At 35.2% G+C, this 25,118-nt stretch carries 17 protein-coding genes; 2 read left to right on the forward strand and 15 right to left on the reverse strand.

What is annotated here, in order from left to right:
* Positions 1 to 146: 146 nt before the first annotated feature.
* The 11 genes from J8281_RS18245 to J8281_RS18295 form a co-directional block, all read right to left on the reverse strand.
* Entirely contained in the window at positions 147 to 809 is a 663-nt protein-coding gene (locus J8281_RS18245; RefSeq protein WP_210199105.1) for an ABC transporter ATP-binding protein, read from the reverse strand.
* A gap of 12 nt (positions 810 to 821) precedes the next feature.
* A complete protein-coding gene (locus tag J8281_RS18250) occupies positions 822 to 3,176 on the reverse strand; it encodes an ABC transporter permease (protein ID WP_210199106.1) in 2,355 nt (784 codons plus the stop codon).
* A 96-nt stretch (positions 3,177 to 3,272) separates the two neighbouring features.
* Positions 3,273 to 5,696 carry an ABC transporter permease gene (locus tag J8281_RS18255; RefSeq protein ID WP_210199107.1) on the reverse strand — a complete coding sequence of 808 codons (2,424 nt, stop codon included), beginning with the start codon at positions 5,694 to 5,696 and terminating at the stop codon, positions 3,273 to 3,275.
* Positions 5,697 to 5,742: 46 nt separating this feature from the next.
* Entirely contained in the window at positions 5,743 to 8,163 is a 2,421-nt protein-coding gene (locus J8281_RS18260; RefSeq protein WP_210199108.1) for an ABC transporter permease, read from the reverse strand.
* A gap of 11 nt (positions 8,164 to 8,174) precedes the next feature.
* Positions 8,175 to 9,278 carry a S41 family peptidase gene (locus J8281_RS18265; protein ID WP_210199109.1) on the reverse strand — a complete coding sequence of 368 codons (1,104 nt, stop codon included), beginning with the start codon at positions 9,276 to 9,278 and terminating at the stop codon, positions 8,175 to 8,177.
* Positions 9,279 to 9,296: 18 nt separating this feature from the next.
* Positions 9,297 to 11,681, reverse strand: coding sequence for an ABC transporter permease (locus J8281_RS18270; RefSeq protein ID WP_210199110.1), 2,385 nt, complete (start codon positions 11,679 to 11,681; stop codon positions 9,297 to 9,299).
* Positions 11,682 to 11,702: 21 nt separating this feature from the next.
* Entirely contained in the window at positions 11,703 to 14,135 is a 2,433-nt protein-coding gene (locus J8281_RS18275; protein ID WP_210199111.1) for an ABC transporter permease, read from the reverse strand.
* Positions 14,136 to 14,181: 46 nt separating this feature from the next.
* Complete coding sequence (locus tag J8281_RS18280) at positions 14,182 to 14,934, reverse strand: head GIN domain-containing protein (protein WP_210199112.1); 753 nt, start codon at positions 14,932 to 14,934, stop codon at positions 14,182 to 14,184.
* Between the two features lie 33 nt (positions 14,935 to 14,967).
* Positions 14,968 to 15,663, reverse strand: a complete 696-nt coding sequence (locus J8281_RS18285) for an ABC transporter ATP-binding protein (RefSeq protein ID WP_210199113.1) — start codon at positions 15,661 to 15,663, stop codon at positions 14,968 to 14,970.
* Positions 15,664 to 15,773: 110 nt separating this feature from the next.
* On the reverse strand, positions 15,774 to 17,024 hold the full coding sequence (locus tag J8281_RS18290; protein ID WP_210199114.1) for an efflux RND transporter periplasmic adaptor subunit: 1,251 nt from the start codon (positions 17,022 to 17,024) through the stop codon (positions 15,774 to 15,776).
* A 1-nt stretch (position 17,025) separates the two neighbouring features.
* Positions 17,026 to 18,381, reverse strand: a complete 1,356-nt coding sequence (locus tag J8281_RS18295; protein WP_210199115.1) for a TolC family protein — start codon at positions 18,379 to 18,381, stop codon at positions 17,026 to 17,028.
* Positions 18,382 to 18,599: 218 nt separating this feature from the next.
* Between J8281_RS18295 and J8281_RS18300 the strand changes: the two genes are divergently transcribed.
* The gene (locus tag J8281_RS18300; protein WP_210199116.1) at positions 18,600 to 19,964 is read left to right on the forward strand and encodes a sigma-54 dependent transcriptional regulator; all 1,365 of its coding nucleotides are present in this window, start codon (positions 18,600 to 18,602) and stop codon (positions 19,962 to 19,964) included.
* Positions 19,964 to 21,316, forward strand: coding sequence for a PAS domain-containing sensor histidine kinase (locus J8281_RS18305; protein ID WP_210199117.1), 1,353 nt, complete (start codon positions 19,964 to 19,966; stop codon positions 21,314 to 21,316). Before J8281_RS18300 ends, J8281_RS18305 begins: the two co-directional genes overlap by 1 nt.
* Positions 21,317 to 21,435: 119 nt before the next feature.
* Here J8281_RS18305 and J8281_RS18310 read toward each other — a convergent pair whose 3' ends face one another.
* From J8281_RS18310 to hemF, 4 genes are all read right to left on the reverse strand, one after another.
* Complete coding sequence (locus J8281_RS18310) at positions 21,436 to 22,881, reverse strand: BLUF domain-containing protein (protein ID WP_210199118.1); 1,446 nt, start codon at positions 22,879 to 22,881, stop codon at positions 21,436 to 21,438.
* A 136-nt stretch (positions 22,882 to 23,017) separates the two neighbouring features.
* Positions 23,018 to 23,413, reverse strand: a complete 396-nt coding sequence (locus J8281_RS18315; RefSeq protein ID WP_210199119.1) for a hypothetical protein — start codon at positions 23,411 to 23,413, stop codon at positions 23,018 to 23,020.
* A gap of 101 nt (positions 23,414 to 23,514) precedes the next feature.
* Positions 23,515 to 24,129, reverse strand: coding sequence for a hypothetical protein (locus J8281_RS18320; protein WP_210199120.1), 615 nt, complete (start codon positions 24,127 to 24,129; stop codon positions 23,515 to 23,517).
* A gap of 81 nt (positions 24,130 to 24,210) precedes the next feature.
* Positions 24,211 to 25,113, reverse strand: a complete 903-nt coding sequence (gene hemF / locus J8281_RS18325; RefSeq protein WP_210199121.1) for an oxygen-dependent coproporphyrinogen oxidase — start codon at positions 25,111 to 25,113, stop codon at positions 24,211 to 24,213.
* Positions 25,114 to 25,118: the final 5 nt, after the last annotated feature.

Raw genomic sequence — 25,118 nt, forward strand, 5'->3', positions numbered from 1 at the left:
AGAAAATTTATTTCTTTCACAAACTGCCTCCATAAATCAAGAGGTAGTTGAGAAAGAAATAAATTTAGCGCAAAGGCATGATGTCGGATAAGTAACAACTGTCAGATCAAGTAGTGGCTACTACAGCTTATTAGCTGTGTAATTATTTACACAATCTCTCCATCCAACAAATTAATGATGCGAGAACCGTAACTAGTATTTTTTTCTGAATGGGTGACTTGGATGATTGTTACTCCTTCGTTATTTAGCTCTTTGAAAATTTCCATGATTTCTTCTCCTTGCTTAGAGTTTAGATTTCCAGTTGGTTCATCGGCAAGTATAAGTTTAGGGTTAGCGATAAGTGCCCTGGCAATCCCAACTAATTGTTGTTGCCCACCACTTAGCTGTGGCGGGAAAAGATCTTTTTTGCCTACAATATTAAAGCGATCTAACATATCGGCTACTAAAGCCTTTCGTTCAGACCCACCGTGCTTTTTGTACAACAGGGGCATTTCCAGATTTTCTTTTACCGTTAATTCATCAATCAAATGATATGACTGAAACACAAAACCGATATATTGCTTGTATAAATTTGCTCTATGTTTTTCTTTAAGCGTGTGCACAGGTTCATCAAGAAAGGTATACTCACCTTCATTAAACCCATCTAGCATTCCAACTACATTGAGTAAAGTTGTTTTTCCAGATCCCGAAGGCCCCATTATTGAAATAAAATCTCCTTCGTGTACCCAAAGGTTTACATCCTTAAGCAGGAATGTTTTTTGACCTCCAGATTGTACCCATTTTGATATTTTATTTAGTTGTAATAACATAGTATTTGTTTTTTATTCTGTTCGTAAACTGTTAACCGGATTGGCTACTGCAGCTTTAATCACCTGAAAACCTACAGTTACAAACGCAATCAGTAGTGCAATTACAGTAGCAGAGGTAAAAAGCCACCAGCTCATTTCGATTTTATATGCAAAATTCTCAAGCCATTTGTATCCAAGGTAGTATGCCAAAGGACTTGCTATTACCATTGCCAAAAGCACTAGTTTTAGAAAATCTTTAAGATGCATTGATGTGATCCCCATAATAGAAGCTCCTAACACACGTCTTATCCCAACTTCTTTTTTACGTTGTTCTGTGGTGAAAGATGCCAGACCAAATAATCCTATACAGGCTATAAAAATGGCAATAAACATAAAGCTAAAAACAACCTTAGACGTTTGTGTTTCTGTCACATAGTTTTTCTCAAAATCCTGATCCAGAAACGAATATTCAAAAGGGATTTCTGGATTTATCTTTTGCCAGGTATTTTTGATACTAGCAATAGTACTTTGATAATCTACTCCATCTCGTAATGTTGCTATGAAATAATTGGCCTGCCCACTCGTGATTCTGGTAATCCCAAATGGTGTTATGGGTTCATGAAGACTTTTGTAATTAAAATCTTTGATGACTCCAATAATCTCTAAATGAAATTTTTCTTTATCCCATTCATAATAGATCTTTCGCCCAATTGCATTTTCTGGCTCGTATCCTAGATTTTTTACAGCCATTTCATTAAGAATGATCCCTAATGAATCCTTGGATGTATTTGTAGAGAAAGCTCTGCCGTGTAGTAATGTATACCCTAAGGTTTTTACATAACCTTCTTGCGATCTAGCAAAATGGGTCCACACATGATCTTCCATGGTTTTATCTTCGGCATAGAAAGAATTATCACTCAACATTTCAAAACCAGGATAACTATCTCCTGCACTAGCCGAAACGACATCCGGGTTTTTCAATAATTCTGTTTTAAACGTCTCATAACTGTTTGCAGCTACCTCGCTGCGTAGCGGAATTACAAGCTGTTGATCTTTTTTAAATCCGAGATCTTTCTTTTGTAAAAATTCCATTTGCTGCCATATAATTCCTCCTACCAAAATAAGTGATGCCGAAACGGTAAATTGAAAAACGACTAGTCCTTTTCGTATCGCTATTGCCGAAAATGAGTTGACAAGTTTTCCTTTTAGTGTTGTAATAGGTGCGAACGAGGAAAGATAAAATGCAGGGTACAATCCTGATAGCAATCCCGTTAACAAGGTAAAGCCCAAAATCCAATAAACAATACTTGGATATTGTGCTAATGCAAGTTCTTTGCCCGTAAGTATATTAAAAGTTGGTAACATAAGAAATACTAAGGCAATCGCAATGCCCAGAGATAGGACGCACAATAACATTGATTCTCCTAAAAATTGAAAGATAAGCGCCTCTCTTTTGGCTCCAAGCACTTTTCGCATACCAACTTCTCTGGCTCTTTTTTCGGATCGCGCAGTGGAAAGATTCATGAAATTAATACACGCAATTAATAACAAGAATGCAGCAATAGCACTAAAAATGTAAATGTAAGTCATGCTTCCATTTGCAGCTACTTCCCATTGAAGGTCTGAAGTTAAGTAAATACTAGCCAGTGGTTGCAAAAAAATTCTTTTCGTAATACCAGGAGTAGTCATATCTGGCATTATATATTTATCGACAAAAGCAGGAAACTTTGCTTCAAGTTGAGATGCACTACTTCCTTTTTTAAGTTTTATATAGGTATAAAAAAGGTTATTCGTCGCCCAGTTTTTTTGTTGATCGATCCATTGTCCCATATCAGAGTTTTTCATGGACAAAAAGATGTTTCCATTGATATGTGATCTGTATTTATCTTTAAAAACTCCTTTTACCGAATATTCATTTTTGGCATACGGTATCTCAATACCAATAACTTTGTTTATCGGATTGACATCCCCGAACATCTTTTTGGAAACTTCTTCAGAAATCACAATGCTATTAGGCTGATTTAAAGCAGTTTTTGGATCTCCATAAACAAAATCATAGGTAAGTACTTTAAAAAAGGTTGAATCGGCATAGTAACCATGGTTCACATAGAATTGTTTGTTTTTGGTTTCATCCTTGAGCAAAAACTTCTCTACATTGGGAAATTTCAACATTCTGGCAGCCTCTTCGATTTCGGGATAATCATTTTTAAGTCCTTCTGCCATAGGCGCAGAAACTGTAGCAATCTGATCATCTAACGCTTCCATGGCAACTCTATAAATTTGATCGGCATCGGTATGATGTTTATCATAACTCGTTTCATCCATGATATATAGTGTAAGCAACAAACAGGTAGCCAACCCAACGGATAATCCAAAAATGTTAATCATTGAAAAGAGCTTGTTCTTAAGTAAGTTTCGCCACGCGATTTTGATATAATTTTTAAACATAACTTTTTCGTTTTTTGATACTGAAGATTTAATAAATTATTCTGCTTTCAGGCTATTTACTGGATTCATCGATGCAGCCTTAAAGCTTTTCCAGCCAATGGTTATAAAAGCAATACACAAGGTGATTAGTCCCGCTAATGCAAATATCCACCACTCTAGTTGTATTCGATACGCAAAATCTTGCAACCAGATATTCATCAAATAAAAACCTAACGGAAATGCTATTAAAAATGAAATGAAGACCAGTTTTAAGAAATCGACAGACAGCATCGCCATAATCTGAGATATACTAGAGCCCAACACTTTTCTGATCCCAATTTCTTTAAAGCGCTGTTCTGCGGTAAAAGTAATGAGTCCAAAAAGGCCCAGACATGCTACAAATATGGTGAGCAAAGCAAATATTCTAAGGATGGCACTCATTTTTTGCTCTTTGATATAGGTTCGGTTATATAATTCATCTAACAATCCATAGCTAAACGGTTCTCCAGAGTTGAAACCTTTCCATAAGCCCTCGGCACTTGCAATCAGTCCTACCATATCAGCTGTTTTTGCTCGAACAATAAGACCCGAACTCTTATTATTCAGCATTATGAGTTGATCAATGGGTTCATGTAACGAATTGAAGTGGAAATCTTGAACTACTCCAATCACCGTATATACTTTAATGCCTCCTTCATTATTGATGGCCATAGTTACGGTCTTTCCAACAGCGTCATCTGCAAATCCCATAATCTTTGCAGAAGTTTCGTTAATGATCATGTTATTTGCTTCTGCACCAAAGTCTTCAGAAAAATTTCTGCCTGCAACAAGTTTCATTCCCATGGTCGGAATGTATTGTTCGTCAATATGATAAACAATACTTCTTCGAATTGCTTCAGAATTCTGACCTGGGTAAATGCTGGTCATATTTGTATACGAAGGTCCCGCGGGAATATGTCCAGACATTGTTATATTAGAAACCCTAGGATCTTTGGCCAATTGTTCCTTAAAAACCTCTTCATCTGTTCCTAGCATCCACGAATCTCTTAACACTAACATCTGATCTTTTTGATAGCCGATATCTTTATTTTGTATGAATGCCATTTGTTGATCTACCACTAGAGTAGCAATGATAAGTCCGACAGATATCATAAACTGAAAAACAACCAAACCACTTCGTAGACCTTTGGTTTTTCCGGTGTTAACAAACTTGTTCTTAAGTGCTGTAATAGGTTTAAATGAAGACAAGAAAAACGCAGGATAACTTCCTGCCAAAAGACTTATAAGCAACCCAGCTATTCCGAAGTACATTAAAATTCTGGGTTCCATGATATAAGATAAATTCAGTGCCTTGCCAGATAACGTATTGAATAATGGCAGTACTATTATAACGGCAATCATTGCTATAGCCATTGCAATGATGGTTGCAATACATGATTCTGCCAAAAATTGTTTGATCAACCCTTTTTTTGAAGACCCTAATACTTTTTTAACGCCTACCTCTTTGGCTCTTTTGGAAGCGGCGGCGGTAGAAAGATTCATAAAATTGATACATGCAATAAGCAATATAAATATGGCTATAGCGCTAAAAATATACACCGTTTTTATATCACCCCCTGGTTCGAGATTAGTGACATCGGCAAAATCTGAATGTAAATGAATATCGGTTAGAGGTTGCAGAAAAAGTCCTATTTCATTTCCCTGCTTAAATTCTTCAAAAGTCATACCCATTGACTGTTGTATCTGGGGACCCATATATTTCTCAACTATCCCAGGCAACTTACTTTCCGTTGCTTTAAAATCTGCTCGGTTATCAAGGAGTAAATAATTGTGATATCCGGATTCTATCCATCGTGCCTCTTTTGCATGAGCTAATCCTTCTAGAGCCCCAAATACATCAAAATGAAAATGAGAATTGTCGGGTAATTTTTGCATCACTCCGGTAACCTTAAATTGCTGATTCCATTCTTTAAAATCAAGTGTTTTTCCTATGGGGTCTTCATTTCCGAAGTATTTTGAAGCCAATTCTTGAGTAACAATAATGGAATTTGGCTCTTTTAATGCAGTTTTCGAATTCCCTTTGAGGAAAGGAATGGTAAATATTTCGAAAAAATTAGAATCTACGTATGCAAATTTATTATCCCTAAAGGTTTGGTTTTGATAAGAAATTTGGGGTGTTCCCTGAGATTTAAGACGGGTCGCTTGAAGCACTTCTGGGAATTCTTCTTGAAGTGTGGAAGCCACAGGGCCAGGAGTAACCGCTTCTTTAATCAACTCGCCATTCATCTTACCCTTAAGGACAACGCGTACAATTTGATCTGATTTTTCGTGAAAACGATCGTAACTCAATTCATCTGAAACAAAAAGAAATATGATTAAAGCGGCTGCAATACCAATGGATAAGCCTAAGATATTGATTGCAAATAATCCTTTATGTTTCAAAAGGGTTCTCCATGCAATTTTTATATGATTGTTAAACATGATTTAATGTTTTTTGATCCGCCACGGCGGACAAGTTGATTTCTAATTATTCATCTCTAAGTGCATCTACCGGATTACCATTAGCCGCCATATAACTTTGCCAACTTACCGTTAATAAAGTAACGCCCAGTGCCGCAAGTCCTGCCAGTACAAATATCCACCAGCTCATCGTTGTTTTTACGGCAAAATTTTCGAGCCATAAACTCATCGCATACCACGCAACAGGAATCGCAATAACAAAAGCAATACCCACCCATTTGATGAAGTCGATGTTGAGCAACTTTAGTATTTTAAAAACCGAAGCGCCATTCACCTTTCTAATACCGATTTCCTTTTTACGTTGTATACAGGTATACGAAGTTAACCCAAAAAGTCCGAGGGCCGCAATAAAGATGGCTAAAGCTGTAAATATGCTGAAGGCGTCATTAAACTTGGTATCTTCATCATATTGAGCCTGAAACTTTTGATCAAGAAACGTGTAATCGAAGGTACGTTGCGGTTGTATTTGGGTCCATTTTTCTTGTATCTTAGAAATAGTGGTACTTAACCCACCACTAGACGCAACAGTTTTATCTAATTTTACCAGCAAATTGCTTCTACTGTTACGATGTAAAATAATAGTTGGCAAGACCTCTTTTTTTAATCCAAAATGATGATAATTTTCTATCACACCAGCAATTATCCAGTCCCTACCAAAAAAGCCTATCGTTTTATGTACTGCATCTTCTGGGTTAAAAATTTCAATTTCCCGCATACAGGCTTCATTGATAAGAATCGTATTACTTTCTCTGCTTGGTTCTCCAATAAAATTTGATCCTGCTAGCAATTTAATATCCAATACATCGAGATAGTTTTTGTCTACTCTATAATTGTAAAATGTTTTCTTTGAATCTTCGACTCCATTAGGATATTTCAGTCCCGTAAATGATGATAAGTTATCATAACTATCACCGGGATAGGTCTGGCTTTTAGCAATATTTTGTACAAAAGGTAATTTTTTAAGTTCGGTTTCTAGCATTTTATATCTGTTCTTCATCAAAGAATCTGATACTTCGTTTAAAAATTCTCCTTGAAAAGAAACCACCTGATCAACTTGCGCCCCAAAGGGTTGCTCTTTTATAAAATTTATTTGTCTTGTTACAACAATGGTTCCTATTAGTAATACAATTGTTGCTAAAAACTGTGTTATGATAAGCCCTTTTCTAATGTTTAATCCTTGCGCAGAAGCACGCACTTTACCTCTAAGCGCTTTTGTTGGCGTGTAATTACTAAGCAAAATAGCGGGGTACAGTCCTGCCAGTAGCATTCCCAATAGGATGACGCCTAAAACAGGTAAGAAGTTAATACTACTACTTTGGTTGAAGTAGAGTTCTTTTCCTGTAAAAGTATTATAAATTGGTAATACAATAACAGCAATACCTATTGCTATTGCGATAGCTATGCTATTTAAAACCAACGACTCAATTAATGATTGAAAAATGACTTGTCTTTTTTGAGCTCCTACCACCTTTCTAACTCCAATTTCTTTGGCGCGCTCCAGCGATTTTGTAGTTGAAAGATTAATATAATTAAGCCATGAAAGAATTAAAATTATAAAGGCTATGGCTGATAAAAACCTAATGCGTGTCACGCTTCCGTTAACTTCGGCTTCATAAGGCTTATCAGAATATAAATGAATTGCTTCTAAGGGTTCTATATTATACCGTTCTTCTTTATCATCTTCAAAATCACTAGCGATAATTTTGTCTCTTAAAATTGTTCTGTTTGCATTTTGATCAATCTTGATGTAAGTAAAAAAATTACAATATGACCAATTCAATTTTGTTTGTTCTTCTGAAGCGAACCAATTATTATATGTCTTAAAAGAAATCAGGAAATTTGTTTTCATGTGCGTGTTTTTAGGAATATCTTTTAAAATTCCTGTAACCGTTAGCACCACTTCTTGACCATTATAAAATCCTGATAAGGTTTTTCTTATCGGGTTTTGGTTACCAAATATTTTTTTTGCAAAAGATTCTGTAAGAACAATTGAATTTGGTGCTGTAAGCACCTTATTGCTCTCACCTTCTAAAATCGGGTACTTAAAAACATCTAGATAGGTTTCATCGGTTAAAGAGCCATTGATCTCTTCAATTATTTTTTCATCATATTTAAATGTGACTTTTTCTAAACGATAGATTCTAACTTGCTCTAATACCTCAGGAAATTCTTGTTTTAAGGTGGGCCCAATGTAATTAGAAGTCTGTGCATCAGATTCTTCAAAAGTTTCTCCTACCAAAGCATCCATGTACACTCTGTATACATTTTCTGATCCTTTAAACGTATCATAGCTACGCTCATAATTCACATAAGCCATGATTAATATAAAAGATGCAATGCCTATGGCTAATCCAATGATATTGATAAACGAATACAGTTTATTCTTCAACAGATATCTAATTGCTATTTTGAAATACAGCGTGTGCATGTTCTTTTGGTTTATGGTTTTTTGATCGATGACGTTGCTTTTTCCTTAAGCACTTCTAGAGCTTTTAAGAGTACTGTATCCGACCCCTCTTCGATATCTGAAATTGGATTTACGATCTGAATGTGAGGTGCTATTCCTTTCCCTTCATAATTGATCATATCTGCTGAAAAATATTGTTGATGTGATAGCGTAACCCACCAACCGTTTGGTAATTTAAAATCATCCATATCCGAGAAAATACCTCGGGTATAGTCCCCTACAATGGTCACATTGGGTAGTTCATTCATCACCAATGTAAATACATCGGTAGCACTTGCAGAATAATCACTGGTAAGCAACACCACTGGTTTTAAAAACTGTTTGTCTCCCATGGGTTTTAGGTACCAGGTTTTAAGGGGTGTAAACTCGTTAGTTCCTTTTTTCCTGGTTTTTTTTCGATGTCCTACTATAGTTTGATCTGTAAATCTACCGGCAATGTGGTATGAGAACTTATCGTCACCACCTCCATTAAACCGAACATCGATAATCACCGCTTTCTTGTTTTCAAAAGCATTTATGGCATCGCTTAAAATAGCTTTTAATTTCCCTTTACTTATTCCTTGCATCGATCGAATGTCTATATAACCATATAGATCTGATGTCGAATATCTTATAATCTTCTTCTCCTTTATAAATTCGGAAAACCCATGTGCGTGCAAAGTCGAACCTGTAACTTTTATAAGATCAGTGATATTTGGAGATTTTTTCTTTGACTTTGGAAATTTCTCGAGCATCCTGGTTGGTGTAGCATTTTCATTAAGCTTTACAATTTTTCCTTTTTTGTACTCGATTAAGTTGACATGATCATCTTTCAATTCATTAACCATTTGACTGCATACCTCAAAAAGCGAGTCGTTAGATGTTTTTTCATTCACTAAAGGACGATATTTCTTGTACACCTCATCCCAATCTACATTTTTGAGTTCAAAATTGGCATATCGATCATTAAACGCTGACCAAAGCTTTTCGAAATTCTCAATGGGCTTATCAACCTTGTCAATTTGAGCGATTAGCTTTTTAGTTGTTACTATAAAAATGGATAGTACGATTAGTATTTTAGATGTAGATGATTTCATTTTTTATTGATGATTTTATTATTCTGTTCTTAAACTTTTTACCGGGTTTTGTAAGGCTGCCCGAACTGCCTGATAACTTATGGTCATGATTGTGATAATCGTTACGCCAACAATCGCAATAGCAAATACCCACCAATCTATAGAGATCCGGTACTGATAATTTTCTAACCAATTATTCATGAAATACCAGGCAAGAGGTGAAGCAATTATTCCTGCAATTAGAATAAGTTTGAAAAAGTCTTGCGTGAACAACAGTAAGATATCGCTAATTTTTCCTCCCAGTACTTTTCTAATCCCGATCTCTTTGGTCTTTTGTGCGACAAAAAATGAAATCAAACCATACAACCCAAGACAGCTAATAAATATGGCTAATCCAGAAAATAATTTGGATAGTGATAAAAACCGTTGTTCTTCTTGATATTGCTCAGCCACACGTTCGTCTAAAAAGGTATAATCAAATATATTTTTCGGAAAAGCTTTTTCCCAGTGTTCTTCAATTGATGCAAGGGTAGGATTTACGTTTTTCCCACTAATTTTTATTGCAAATTCACTATACATATCAATTCGTGGAGCAATAAAAATCGGGGTAATACTTTCATGAAAATTTTGGTCATGAAAATTAGCCACTACTCCAGAAATGGTTGCTTTTATAAACCCTCCATTCAATTCAATAGGTTTACCTACCAATTCTTTTGATGTTAATCCAAGCTTTTCAGCTAATTTTTCGTTAACAACTACTTCTGTAATCGAATCTGATTCTCTAAAATTGCGTCCGGCAATCAATTCTAAACCAAAGGTTTCGATATAATCTTTGTCAGACAGCTTTGCAGAAATAAAAAACTCTTCGTATTCTGGTCGAGTACCAAGTTTTACTCCGGTTCCCCAATTGCTATACGCTGCACCAGGACTCGCAAAACACGCGGTTACATTTTCTACCCCAGCGATTTGAAAAAAGCGATCTTTAAGTGCGTCTAACTTTATTTTTTCTAACTCTTCTGGGATAGCAACCATGACTATTGCATCTTTTTTGAATCCTAAATCGGCATTTACCGCATAATTTATTTGTTTACCAATAACAATAGTCGATACAATAAGTAGTATTGAAATCGCAAATTGTGCAGTAACCAGTATTTTTCTGGTTAATCTTCCACCTGTATCTTTCTGTGTTAATTTGCCTTTTAGTGCCAACGTTGGTACAATTCTAGATAGTAGCACTCCAGGATAACTTCCCGCAAAAAGAGATACAACTACAAGTAATATTAGCGCAAAAACAACCATTTCAAAAGTCATTAATGATGAAATAGACAAACTAAGCCCAAAAAGCTTATTAAACGTTGGGAGTGCAAAAAATGCAATGACACAACCTATTATTATAGCAAAAAGACTGATGATAAAGGTTTCTGAAATAAATTGCCAAAATAAGTGCTGCTTGTACCCTCCTAGCACCTTTCTAATTCCTATCTCTTTTGAACGTGAAAAAGCTTGTGCGGTAGAAATATTGATGAAATTAATACAGGCAACAGTGATAAGAAATAGGCCAACAAGACCAAAAATCCAAAGTAAACTTGTATTAATACCACCATAATTACTATTAAAATGAATGTCATTTAAGGGTTGTAATTTATAACGATGTACATTTTTACTTTTTGGACGATGCTTATTTACTAAAGAAATCAAGGATTCTTCTATATTAGCCACATTTTGATTAGGATGTAATAAAGTATAACATTTCAAAGAGAAATTAATGCCAGTCCAAACATCTTTTGCCACAAAATCCCCTGAACCCTTTAACGTAACAAAAGATACAAATACTTCGCCCTGGACTGTCGAGTTTTTGGGTAGATCTTTTAGAATCCCTATAATTTGTATCGTTTTATTATTTTCTAGGACAAAACTTTTACCTAAAGGATTATGCCCTCCAAATACTTTTTTTGCAAAAGACTCAGTAACATATGCCGTATTGGGATCTGATAAAGACTGACCGCTGATCTTATCCAATAAAGGAAAGCTCAATATTTCAAAAATATCTTGTTCGGTATATGCTACATCATTTTGAAACTGTTTGGGGTCATTATGATCCTGAATATTAATTTGCAAAGCATCTTGGTAATAAATTTTGGCAACTTTCTCTGCATAGTCATACTCTGTTCTAAATGCATTAGCAAAAGCCGGTGGTACAGCTGCTTCGTATCCTATTTCGTTCCCGTGATGCTCCTCGGTTACCACACGGTATATTCTATCTGAATGTTCGTGAAAATTGTCAAATTGAAGATGATGGTTGATAAACAAGAAAATTAATATCGAGCAACCAAAGCCAAGTGCCAATCCCAAAATATTGATAAAAGCAAAGACCTTTCTTTTTTGAAGGTTTCGCCAAGCGATTTTGATATAATTTTTAAACATAACTTTTCGTTTTTTGATGATTTACTCGGCTCGCAAGCTTTTTGTTGGATTAACCATAGCCGCTTTTATACTTTGAAAACTTACAGTAAGTATTGAAATTACAACCGCCAATAACGTTGCAATTACAAAAACCCAAATATTAATTTCAATTCGATACGAAAAACTTTCTAACCATTTTGCCATGGCATACCAACCTAAAGGAAGTGAAACCAGAATAGCGATTCCTACCAATCTCAAGAAATCAATCGATAACTTATACGTGATTTGACCAACACTTGCCCCAAGCACTTTACGGATGCCTATTTCTTTAATACGTCTTTCGGCATTAAAAGTGGCCAACCCAAATAATCCAAGACAGGCAATGATTATTGAGAGTAAAGTAAACGTCATAAAAATACGACCCAATCGTTGTTCTGCCTGATAGGTGTTATTAAAGGACTCATCCATAAAGTAATACGCAAAAGGAGCTTCTGCCGCCATATCATTCCATATGCTTTCTATTTGAGCAATGGACTCAGAAAAATTTCCTGCTTCTAATTTGGCAACCATCACATCAGAGTCCCTTCCTAAAGAAAGGCTTAACGATGCTATATCATTTTTTAAGGAAGTAAAATGAAAATTCTTTACCACGCCTATAACTGTAGAAAATGTTTGGTTTTCTTCTCCTAAATTAGGTGTAAGCCTCATTCCTAAAACTTCTTCTGGTGTAACACCCATGTTTTTTACTGCGGTCTCATTAATAATAATAGCCGTAGAGTCTGATACAAACTGGCGATCAAAATCTCTACCGGCAATAATCTCAAGACCTAATGTTTTTATGTACTCATGATCTACTCGCCAAGCTTGCATGTTGATTGCATGCTCTTGATCCATTACTCCTTCTATGAAAAAAGAGCTATCAGTTCTAGCAGAAGGTGTTGGTAAAAAGCTACTCATAGAAGCGCTTTTTACTGACCCCAATTTTTGCACTTCTTCTTTAAACGACAAAGCCTGATCCCCTGCACTGTATACGTCTTCGATCACCAAGACCTGATCTCTAGAAAAACCTAAATCTTTATTTTGAATAAATTTGAGCTGTTGAAAAACGACCAATGTACTTACAATCAGAAAAATTGAGATTGTAAACTGTACTACAACCAAGGAATTTCTGATTCCACTGCCCCCTATATTACCTTTACCTGATCCTTTGAGTACTTTGGCAGGAACAAATTTTGACATAAAAAATGCAGGATAAGATCCTGAAAGGATTCCTAACAATAAAGCTGAGATCAATAGTAAAATCGAGAAATAAGGATCGCTAAAAGGAATGGTAATATTGGTATCTGCCAGCTCATTAAACAATGGTAACACTAAGGTTGCCAATAGTACTGAAAACAGAAGTGAAATAAATGAAATCAAACTAGATTCAGTCAGAAATTGTCTGATTAATCCGGCTTTATTAGATCCTAAGGTTTTTCGAATTCCAATTTCTTTTGCTCTTTTTAGCGATACTGCTGTCGACAAGTTCATGAAATTAACACTTGCCAACACAATTAAAAATATTGCTATTACTGCAAGAATATATACATTTTGTATACTACCATTCCTGCTTAACTCTGCAGATCTGTCTGAATACAGATGAATATCTGTTAAAGCAATAGAATCATAGCGTAGATGATTTCCTGCTGCGATAAATTGTTCCTCAGTGATCCCAGGAAAATATTCTTGCGCCCACGGAATTACATAAGCTCCTAAAACAGTATTCAAATACGCTTGGAAACCTTCAATTTCAGCATTAGGTGTAAGTTTTATAAATGTAGGATAATTATGATTTCCCCATTCACCATTTCTAGAATCCTCATAACTTGCCATGGATATAAAAATCCCATGATTTCTTAGAAATGAGTTTTTGGGCATATCTTCAATAATCCCGGTTACGGTATAGGTAAATTCATTATCCATTACTAACGTTTGCCCAACAGCATCGGCAACATCAAAATGTTTTTCTGCTGCCGTTTTGGTCATTACAAGCGTATTAGGCTCGGTTAACGCGGTTTTTGAATCTCCATACAGCAAATCAATACCAAACATTTTAAAAAAGGTAGAATCTGTAAAAGCAACACCGTTTTCTTTTACGTTTAGTGATTCATCCTTTTTTCTAATCAGCATACTACCGTTATTCCTGAAACGGGTAGTCAACTCGATATAAGGATAATCCTTTTGAACGGCTTCGGCCATCGGTGCTGATACCTCGGCAAACACTTGTTCGGCTCCTCCAAATTTTACATCAGCATTGATTCGATAGATGCGATCTGCGTCTTTGAACATCCTATCAAAATTGAGTTCGCTATGTATGTATAAAGAAATAAGAATACCTCCAGCCATACCCAAAGCAAGCCCAAAGGTGTTCAAAAATGTAAAAAATGGCTGCCTTTTAAGGTTTCTCCAAGTGACTTTGATATAGTTTTTAAACATAACCGTTCGTTTTTTGATTGTTGAAATAAGCGTGATTGATGAGCACTTAGTTCATTTTTTGAATTTTTGCTTTGCCAATAACGATTCCTTTATTGACAGACGGATTTCCGTTATATGCTACGTTTGCTTCTCCGTAAGCCGTTACCTTTAAGTTATCTGAAACATTGATTCTAAAGTTTCCTTCACCATAGGCAGTGATCTTGGTTCTTTCATTATTCATCCCTAGCGTATTTACTTCTCCTTCACCATAGACCGTATATTTTTGACGCTCCACCCTTCCTTCTTTTACTTCAAAATATCCTTCTCCATACATGGTTACGTTTAGTTCTTCGGTCTTTAAAGCATTCATAGTAATTTTAGATTCTCCGTATACTTTAAGTCTAAAATCTTCTTGCTTAATTGGGCTTTTGCATAGGATGACTTCTTCTCCTCGAATAGAAAGTTCGTTCAGGGTTTTGTAGGTTACTTTTGCTACTACCTGGGTACCTTTGTACATAGGTTTTTTGGTTTTCCACCCTTTGTGATTGTACTCTTTTTCAGTTTTAGTAACCATTTTTGCACCATCTAGATAGATTCTTAATGTTTTTCCTTCTACTTCTACATTAATTTTGTTTTTGGCAACACTGGCACTTTCTATAGTTACATTATCTTGAGTTCCTTCTTCAAAAGTTACTTGTATGTGTGGACTAACGATTACTTTATCAAAGTTATCTACGGCAATAGTTTCCTGAGCATAACTAGTTATGATCGAAACCAGAAAAAGAACTAAGGCTACTAGGTATTGAGATACTTTTGTCATGACTTAAGATTTTTGTGTGTTTAATGATGTTGTTTATGCATTTACCTCGAAAGGTTTATTTTGACTTTCAGTTACAATTTGTCCGTCGAATAGATTGATGACCCTGTGTGCGTAGTGCGAATCTCGATCAGAGTGCGTTACCATTACTATAGTGGTACCTTCTTGGTTTAACTCGGTAAGAAGGTTCATCACCTCGATCCCATTTTTTGAGTCCAGGTTTCCGGTGGGTTCATCGGCAAGAATCAATTTTGCATTGGTTACTACCGCTCTTGCAATTGCTACACGCTGTTGTTGTCCCCCTGATAATTGCTGCGGAAAATGTTTCTCACGATGTGCAATTTTCATGCGTTCAAGCACTTGTTTTACTTTTTGTTCGCGTTCACTTTTTTTCATGTTAAGGTAAATCAGCGGAAGCTCTACATTTTCAAAAACCGTAAGCTCATCAATCAGATTAAAACTCTGAAATACAAATCCAAGGTTTCCTTTTCTGATTTTGGTGCGTTGGTTTTCTTTTAACCCTCCTACTTCGTGACCACCAAAATGATAAGTACCTGCTGTGGGATTATCCAACATACCGATAATATTAAGCAAAGTGGATTTACCACATCCCGAAGGACCCATGATGGCTACAAACTCACCACCTTCTACAGTTAAGTTAACACCGTTTAGTGCTAGGGTTTCTACTTCTTCGGTTCTAAAACTCTTTTTTAAGTTTTTTATCTTTATCATCTTTTGATTGATTTATTGGCACCGCCAAAGGGTTTAATACCTCTGAAGCTTGCCTCGAAATTAAAATTCAGTTTCTTACGAATGTCTCGCGGGCTTGCCTCGAGGTCATCTTACTTTAATATTATTTTTTCGGCATCACCAAAACTATCGTAGTTTGATGTAATTACTTTTTCTCCGGCTTCAAGTCCTTCTAACAACTCGTAATGTCTTGAGTTCTGCTTTCCGATTCTAATTGGTCTTTTCCATGCTGTAGTTCCAGAAGCATCTACCACAAAAATCCATTGCCCACCCGTACTCTGAAAAAAGCTTCCTCTTGGTAAAAGCAAGGCATCGTTTGAAGCACCAAGCTGTAATCTCAGGTTATAACTTTGACCTGATCGGATGGTTTCAGGTTTTTGATCTACAAAAACCAGGTCTACATTAAACTTACCGTTACGCACTTCTGGATATACTTTTCTTAAGCGCAATTGGTATTCGGTTCCGTTACGCTCTAGTACTGCGATTAAATCTCTTTTCACTCGATCGATATAATGCTCGTCTATAGCTGCTTCAATTTTATAGTCGGTTAGTACGTTTACTTGTCCTATTCGCTGACCTTGCTGAATGTTTTGTCCTATTTCGGCATCTAAAAACCCAAGTTGACCGTCTGCAGGAGCTCTTACATTAAGGTGATCGATACGCTCGTACACCATTGATAATGTTTTTTTCATTCTAGCCAAGTCAGCGTCTAGTTCTTTTAAAGAGGTGCTACGCAAAACATTATCCTGATCGGTTTGTAATTTTATGATATCGAACTGCTTTTGTGATAAATCATAATTCTCTTTAGAGGTAAGATATACTTCTTTCGATATCAGCTCGTCTTCGTACAATGCTTTATTTTGTTCGTAGTTTCTTTTTAACCTTTGTAATTCATACCTTGAATTTACCAGATCCTTTCTTCCTTCAACTTGCCTGGAATCAAAAGTAAGTTTGGTAGATCTCAAATCATTTTGTTTTAATGCCAGGTTGTTTTCACTTGCTAATATTTGTTCATAGAGACCTCGGTTTTCAAGTTTCAGGATAATATCTCCTTTTTTGACCATGGCTCCTTCTTCGATTAACTTTTCTGTTACTCTACCTCCTTCATAAGCATCCATGTAAATTGTGCTAATCGGCGCTACTGATCCATTTATAGTGATATAATCATCAAATTTTCCGAAGGAGACCTCTGCAATCGATAATTTTTCTTTATCTGTTCTAAAGGTAGCCGCCGAATTTCCGAAGGCAATTTTCCAACTTAAAAAAACCAATACTACCCCTATAACAATATACCCATAATGTTTAGGTCTTAGTCCTTTTTTCTTTTCAATTTTTATGTCCATTTTATGGTGTGCTATCAATGTTAAATACTGGTAATCCTTTATAAAAGTCTAAGGTACTTTCATTCACTTTTAATCGCAATTGTACCTGTAGATTTTCGTTTTGTGAATTGGCAAAAAGATTTTTTGATTGGTTAAGCTCAATAGCATTGATCATTCCTTTTTGATATCGTTTTTGTGCAATCTCAAATGCCAATAGTTGTGCTTTCATTTTTTGTGAGCTTTGCTCATATTCTGTTCGTAACGCTTCTCCTTCTTGCACAAGCTGTTGTATTAACTGATACATTTCTTGTTTTTGAAGATTATAATTATTTTCGGCTCGCATTAAAGCCACCTTCTGCTGTTTTACACGAGAGTGATTTGACCATCTGTTACTTATAGGAATATTGATGGATACGCCTACAAATTGAGAAGCATTATCCTTTATTTGCGTTGAAAACGGAACCAACATGCCAGTATCGTTATCAAAATTATTATCTACATACCGTGATTGATATCCTGCAGAAATTGCCAATGTTGGAAACAAATTTCCTTTGGCCATAGCTAATTGTTTCTTTGCTGCTTTGGCTCTTAGTTCTTGTGCCTTAACGATAGGTACAAAAACTTTGGCCTTACTAAAAATAGAATCCTGATGGGTTTCTAAAGCGTTGCTATCGTTAAAATCTACAACTGAAGATGTAATCGAAATTGTAGATGCATTTTCAAGATTCATTTCCTGCATCAATCTTAGTTTTGCAGCAACTACGTTATTTTGGTTTTGCGTGACTATTAATTGATCTGCAATCAAAGCAGATTCTGCTTCATACAGATCTGCTTTAGCCATTTGTCCTAACTCTACTTGTCGTTGTACCAAATCAAAGTTATTTTGTGACACCTCTTTTTGTTCTTTGGATATAGAAAGTAAACCTTCCATAAACTGAATATCATAAAAGGCAGCCATTACTCTAAAGGCCAACAAATATTTTTGATGTAGCGTTTCTTGGTTGGTAGCCTTATACAAAAATTTTGATGCTTTAATAGCATTTACTTTTTGAAAACCCTGAAACAAATCGATCTGTGCATTTAAGGCATAATTATTAGATATAAATTCATTGTTCACGAAGTTACTAGTATTTGGGTCTAATGATCTACCAAAATTAAGATTGTAGTCTGAGTATGCACTAACACTGGGTAAAAGGCTTCGTATGGATTGTTTGTAGGTCTCTTTATTAGACACTTGATTGTATTTAAAATCTTTAAGCTGAAGATTATGTTGTATTGCATAGTTAACACACTTGTCTAACGACCAGGATTCTTGAGCATAACTTGTGCTAAACACAAGAAAGAGTATAAATGATATGATGTTATTTGTATACTTCATTGGTTATACCTATCTAAATAACGTTTTGATGCCAAACTATAACCTAATCATGTGCCAAAAATGTAATATTTTTAAAATCAAATAATTACAATTAATCTTTTACATACCTGAATTTAGAATTGTAAAATAATTATACAAATAGTGTCCAGTTTTTTTACACAATGTGTTATGTAATGGTTCTAATTTGTAGTTTTATTCTAGAATTCAAACCCTTTATCATGCAAGACGGGAAAATCTTAGTTATCGACGACAATAAAAGTCTATTAAGTGCTCTTGAAATTTTATTGCAATTCGAATTCAAAACCGTCAATACGATTTCGAATCCTAATCAAATTTCATCATTACGCAATTTAGATACTTATGATATTGTATTGTTGGATATGAATTTTTCGGCTGGCGTTAATACCGGAAACGAAGGACTGTTCTGGTTACGAGAAATTAAGAAAAAAGTACCTTCTATTTCTGTTATTATGATGACGGCTTATGGAGCGGTAGATCTTGCAGTAAAAGCTCTCAAAGAAGGTGCTTCTGATTTTATTTTGAAACCCTGGAATAATGACAAACTACTCGCCACTATCAATTCGGCATACCTATTACGCAAATCTCAAAATGAGGTACAAGAATTAAAGCAAAAAGAGAGTAGTCTTAAACAAGTAATTAATCAGGACGGCAATCTTATTATTGGCAACTCTAAAGCATTGATGATGGTACTCAATCTGGTACGAAAAGTGGCCAAAACTGATGTGAATGTGCTCATTACCGGTGAGAATGGTACAGGTAAAGAAGTAATCGCCAGAGAATTGCACAGATTATCTTCGCGACAAAATGAAGTGTTTATAGGGGTAGATATGGGTTCAATATCTGAAACTTTATTTGAAAGTGAATTGTTTGGACATACCAAAGGAGCTTTTACCGATGCAAAAGAGGATAGAGCCGGTAAATTTGAAGCTGCTAATAAAGGTTCTTTATTTCTAGATGAAATAGGAAATCTCTCGTTACAAACACAGGCTAAACTATTGTCTGCTATACAGAACAGAACTATAGTTCGTGTAGGTTCTAATAAAGTCATTCCCGTAGATATACGTTTAATTTGCGCCACTAATTGTAACTTAGATCAAATGGTTACAGATGGCATTTTTAGAGAAGATTTGTTGTATCGAATTAATACCATTCATATCGAAGTACCCCCACTACGCGATAGAGAAAATGATATTCTGATACTTGCTGATTTCTACCTGAAAAAATACATATCAAAATACAACAAACCCGCTGTAAGAATAAATAATGCTGCCCAAGAAAAATTATTGACCTATGCATGGCCAGGTAATGTTCGAGAATTGCAACATACCATAGAAAGAGCCGTTATCTTGTCTGAAGGTAATGTGCTCAAACCTACAGACTTTCTACTAAGTAAAAATACCGATTTGGCCTTAAGCGCCAAGCCAGAAACGCTAGACGAGATGGAGCGTATCATGATTCAAAAAGCATTAGATACGCATCAGGGAAATCATAGTGCAGCCGCTAGCCAATTAGGAATTTCTAGACAAACTTTATACAATAAAATAAAGAAATTTGAACGATAATGGCGAGTAGAAACTTTTATATTCAGAGCATTATCAGGATGATAGTACTGGCTACTACTGCGCTCTTTACAGCTTTTGTATTTTTTGCACAGCATTATATTTTAACAGGTTTTTTAGTCTTTGTCTTCATCATACAGGTTGTTTTCCTAATTACATTTGTAAACCGTAATAATAGAAAAATTGCCTTCTTTTTTAATGCTATCAAGAATGAAGATTTTACACTTAGATTTCCAGAGCATGAGAATATCAAATCGTTTAACGAATTAAATCAAAGTCTTAATACCCTGAATAGTATGATGCAAAAAGTACATCTAAAGAATCAGGAACGAGAGCAATACTATCGAGAAATTATTAAACAAGCCGAAATTGGAATGCTTACTTTTAATGATAAAGGGCACATTCTTTTTGCAAATCCCAAAGTTGAAAAGTTATTAAATTATTCTCCATTACATCATATCAAACAACTCGCTCATATCGACATAAAGCTGTATGAACTATTTAAAAATATACAACCATTTGAGCAAAAGCTGTTTCAGTTAACCAACGAACGAGAAACCATACAGCTGGCTATAAAGTCTAATGAAATTTTGCTAAATAAGGAAAAGTTAAATTTGATCACTATACAAGATATCAATACCGAATTAGACAAAAAAGAAACCGATTCGTGGATAAAATTAATACGAGTACTTACCCACGAAATCATGAATTCTGTAACACCTATCACTTCGATTTCGGCATCTATATTAAGATATTTTAAAGATGAAAAGGGAATAGTGCTGGCCGACCAAATTGATAAAAACAAAATATACAATGCTGCCAAAGGATTAGAGGTGATCAAAAATCAGGGAAACGACTTAATGAGTTTTGTACAGTCCTATCGTAGTTTTTTAAATGTCCCAAATCCGGATAAAGAGCTTATCAAAGTAGAACCTTTGTTAGAAAAAGTAAAAGTCTTGACTAGTCAGGAGAAAGGGTTTGACTCTGTTTCGTTTGAATTGATTTTGAATATCGAAGATCTTGAAATTTATGCTGACGAAAAATTAATCACTCAAGTCTTGTTGAATCTTTCTAAAAATGCAGTTCAATCCCTTCAAAAAACTCAAAATGCCAAATTAACTTTTGTTGCAGGCCATGCCAAAGACGAAAAAAAATATATCGTCGTTAAAGATAATGGTCCCGGTATTTCACCAGAAATAATAGACAAGATTTTTATTCCATTCTACACCACCAAGAACGAGGGTACAGGTATCGGTCTTAGCCTTTCCAAACAAATTATGCATTTACATGGGGGAAATTTGAACGTCTATTCTATCCCCTATCAAGAAACTGCATTTACATTAATTTTTGAGTAATACCAATTCAAATGAACTACTTCAGGACAGAACTATCAATGTCTCAGAATTATGACCGCTTCGCTTTAACCCCTATTATACGAGATGGACTTAAAATAGCATTTCGGTACATTCACCTTTTAGGATCTATTAACTTTCAAGATATTAAGGACTCTACGCCATAAGATATCTGAAAAAATTTCAGAATCGTCTATTCCTTCCATAATCGGAGCCAGGTTAGCAAATGTAAGATTCGCACTATTGCCACTTATATTCGTATCTTTTTCCCCGAGAAACGCCAAAGACCACTCACCAAAAGTACGCTTGGGTTTAACGCCTTTCCAAATCAACTCTACAGTATGGTGTCGTTTATCTTTTAAGATATTATCGTATAATTTTAAAACCTCTGATTTAGTACCCTCTATGATTTGAAAGAAAACTCCAGAGTGATAGACTAACGCTCCCGTAACTGAATGATCAAGGTTATTTTCGATAGCTTCGGAAACTAAATGCTCGACGTCATCAATAGTAGTTTCTTCTGAAGCTTTTGATTTGTAGCTCAGTTCAAAGATCATTTCTCCTGTATAGAATGAGTTCTTAAAATCAGAAGGAAGAACCCCAAAATGCTCAGTAAAGATTTTAGAAAAATAACTACGACTAGAAAAACCAACTTTATAACAAACCTCAGAGACAGTTAACTCTGTAGTTTGTAATAACTGTCGAGCGCGCTCAATACGAAGACGCTGAATCAAATTTCCTATAGTTTCGCCATATAGATAGTTACAAGCTTTCTGAAGTTTTTTAGCGTTAAGCCCCGAAATTTCAGAAAGTTGATCTACGCTGATTTTAGTGTTCATATTGTCTTTAATATGATCTCCCAGCTCGATCATTTTATTCAAATCACCTTTCGAAATTTTTACACGCCTAGATACATTTCTATACTTTTCATGATTGAGTAGCTGTGATGCCAAGGTGTTAAGTATGGCACCCTCTGTGATCAACATACCAATTACATCTATTCTTTTATTTTTTACAAGCACCTCTGCAAATTGAGATGTTTCAGGGTTAATCTCGCCAAAAAAATTACTTTTTTGATCCAGCTCAAAGCTTAAAGCCAGATCACTCAAAGCGCCTTCCAAACGTTTCGCTTTCTTATTTCCCACTTTTTCGAATCGATCTGCACTCAAAAAAAGAATGCTAATTTGCAAATCGACTTCACTCGGCAAATAAATTTCATGTCCATCAAAATGGTTTCCTGATAAAATTACATTTTGATTCTTGGCTATTTTTTCTAAAACAGATTCATTCTCAAATTTGTGAAAATAGTATCCTTTAACACAATAAACAAAGTATGTTGGATGATTATCAACTTCCTTTTTGGTAAACTTCAGCTCTTTTGTTAATCTTAGATTATACACTTTGGCAATTAGTCCTGAAAATATTTGGTAGGTAGAAATAAATCCTTTGCCGTGATGATTGTCAAAGGTTAACTTTGCAGAGTTGTAGTTTTCTATAAAATCAGCACCAAGGTGATTTGCCATCTGGCGTAACTGCTCAATTTCATCATTTTTTTCAATATGCAACATATTTTAACGCTTAAACATTGCAAAAATAAGGATGGTTAATAACATTATTGAAACGGATATTAACAAAATAAATCTGCTTATCAGATCATTAAAACGTGGTTTTTTAAGAATACTACTAAATTGATTTCAATTCAAACTATTTTAGCCGTAACGTTTTTAAAAGGGCTTCAAAATAATATTCCTCTTGGTGCGGAATAATGACTGTTTTATACGCGGTGTTTTGAATAACATAGTATGAAGAATCATCGGTCGAAAGACTGTCAGAATGAACATTCACAATTTTCTGAATGAAATCATTGATTAAAAGTACCTCTTCATAAGTGATTTCTCGGCGAACAGTAGGCAAATCACTTTTAAATACCAGATAATCATTTCTAAAACTTATAGATTGGCAAGTGTTTTCATTATTGTGAAATTCGAATGTAAAATCCTTAGAATCAAAGATTTTGTTAATATTTTCTACGGTAGGTGGCACTTCTCGAGCACAACTTATAAGAAAATGAAATACAAAAAGCATTAGGATAGTTCTCATAGCTCGTTTTAAAGTAATACCGAAATAAATAATAGAAGCCGCACTCGGATTCGATAAGTAAATCCTTACGCGGCATTTTATAAGGTTGGTTTGAGGGGGTATTATTTTACTGCAAGTTTCTTGATCGAATTTTCAAAATCTACATCTTCTACATTGCTTATAGATAATCCTATCCCACCGTATTTAGAGGCTACAATATATTCTGTCTGAAATTTCTTTTTCGTTTTATACGCTTTTAAATACTTTAACTTTACAACTTTAGAAGTTGGTGTAAAGAAATATCGACCATGTATTCTTTTGTATTTTACCTTTTGATCGTTGGATTCATCTTTTAATTGATCGTTAAGGCTAGCTACCACACGTGCTGCTCTATGCTCATCTAACTTATAGAAATCACAAGCATACACAAAAATATAGTTCTCTACGTTATCTTCATCTACAAAAATTTCGAAATCTACTTTTTTATTTTCGATTTTTTCCAATTCTTGTAACGCAACCGTTTTAAACTTCGCCTTGTCTTCTAGAAGGTTTACACGTGCTTTAAATTTTTCTGCCGTAGTTTTTGTATACCCACTTGTAAGAAGAATCGTATTGTTTTTGAACTCAATTGTGTTCTTCTTAAATTTAGGAAATTTAGAGTTATCTGATACGCCGGTGGACAAGTATCCACAACTGGTCGCAAAGATAACAATGCATAATAGTAGAATTTTTTTCATAGGGCCATTGTGTTAATTATTTATGTTACAGTACTATAAATTTATTGTAACAGCCCTGCAATATAGTAAAAATAAATCACATTATAGCCATTCAACCGATTTTTTGAGCACTTTAACTAGTTTTTCTTCTTCACTATCCGGTTCTGGGTGATGATCATATTGCCACTGCACATGAGGCGGAAGGCTCATCAGTATGCTCTCGATTCTACCATTGGTTCTCAAACCGAATAATGTTCCTTTATCATGAACCAGATTAAACTCTACATAACGACCACGACGAATTTCTTGCCAATTTCTTTGTTTTTTTGTGTATGAACTATCTTTTCTTCTCGTTACTATAGGTATATAGGCCTCTAGAAAACTATTTCCGACATCGCTAACAAATGAATACCAGTCTTGCATCGACATCTCGTTTGATGCTTTGCAATAATCAAAAAATAAACCACCTATTCCCCTGGCTTCCTCGCGATGCGTGTTATAAAAGTATTCGTCACATTTTTTCTTATATGTCGTGTAAAATTCGGGGTGATGGGCATCACAGGCGTTTTTACAAATTTGATGAAAATGTTTTGCGTCTTCTTCAAAAAGATAATATGGGGTAAGATCTTGTCCGCCGCCAAACCAACTGTCTACTACGCTTCCATTTTTGTCGTACATCTCGAAATATCTCCAATTGGCATGTACAGTAGGAACAAAAGGGTTTTTGGGATGTAGCACCAACGATAATCCGCAGGCAAAAAAGTCCAAATCCCCTACCTTAAAATAGTGTTGCATTGCTTTTGGAAGCGCCCCGTGTACCGCAGAAATATTTACCCCACCTTTTTCGAATACCGCTCCGTTCTCGATTACTCTGGTTCTTCCGCCGCCACCTTCAGGTCTTTTCCAAATGTCTTCTTTGAAGGTGGTTTTACCATCAATTTCTTCAATTTTTGAAGTGATGGTATCTTGTAATTCTTGTATGTATTTGTAGAATACCTCTTTCATACGTT

Source organism: Aquimarina sp. U1-2, assembly GCF_017897595.1.
In the GTDB taxonomy this organism is placed as follows: Bacteria; Bacteroidota; Bacteroidia; order Flavobacteriales; family Flavobacteriaceae; genus Aquimarina.